We start from the raw sequence: 841 nt of genomic DNA, 5'->3' as shown, positions 1-841 counted from the left end.
TCTATCATGACTAAATCGAGCTCACCGACTTTAGGCTGTTGCCAATTTTGAGCGATAAGCGTTAAGCCTTGTATCTGTAAAAACGAGCAAGCTTGCTGCTCAAAATAGCCGCCTTGGCGCTGTTTGGGTGAGGACAATTGTAGCGGACGCTTGACAATATTGGTGCTACTTCGCTCGCTAGTATCACTGGTACTTAGATCAGCCATAACGCTGACTTCCCTACTCGAACATTTCATAATTATCATAGCACAACATGCTAAACTAGCTATCTTAATACCCTGCATTTATGTTTTAGCACTTTTTTATCTCATTTATCGTCAAACTATCTTGAGGTCTTCATGTCTACTGTCACCGCGATGCCAGCCTGTCTTTATATCATCGCCACCCCTATCGGTAACTTAAGTGATATGACGCCGCACGCTATCGACACCCTCAAACAAGTGGCTATTATCGCCTGCGAGGACACGCGCACTTCTGGCAAATTGCTCTCACACTTTGGCATCAATACTAAAAATAAATCTGATGACATCCAAAGCAAGGCAAATGCATCAGACAAAGAGACAAAAAACGCTACAGATACTGACCGTGGACATAACAAATTGTGGGCGTATCACGAGCACAATCATGCCATTCAAACGCCCAAAATTATCGAGATGATCCAGCAAGGACACTCAGTCGCGCTGATTAGCGATGCAGGTACGCCACTGGTCAGTGACCCCGGCTACCAGTTGGTGCAAGCTGCGCACGCAGCGGGCGTGAGCGTCTCCCCTATCGTCGGTGCTTGCGCCGCTATTGGCGCGCTATCGGTCGCAGGACTGCCCTCGGATCGATTTAGCTTCAT

General features: G+C 47.4%; 2 protein-coding genes. One reads left to right on the top strand and one right to left on the bottom strand.

What is annotated here, in order from left to right:
* Positions 1 to 206, bottom strand: a 206-nt coding sequence (locus tag ACTXGO_RS16505) for a YraN family protein (protein ID WP_443575081.1), incomplete at its 3' end; no start/stop codon positions are given.
* A gap of 132 nt (positions 207 to 338) precedes the next feature.
* On the opposite strand from ACTXGO_RS16505, the gene rsmI reads away from it, so the two are divergent.
* A partial coding sequence (gene rsmI / locus ACTXGO_RS16500; RefSeq protein WP_443575080.1) for a 16S rRNA (cytidine(1402)-2'-O)-methyltransferase occupies positions 339 to 841 on the top strand: 503 nt, incomplete at its 3' end.

The organism is Psychrobacter sp. T6-1 (assembly GCF_052258445.1).
The sequence above is the reverse complement of the archived record's forward strand: the minus strand, read 5'-3'. Positions and strand labels throughout refer to the sequence as shown.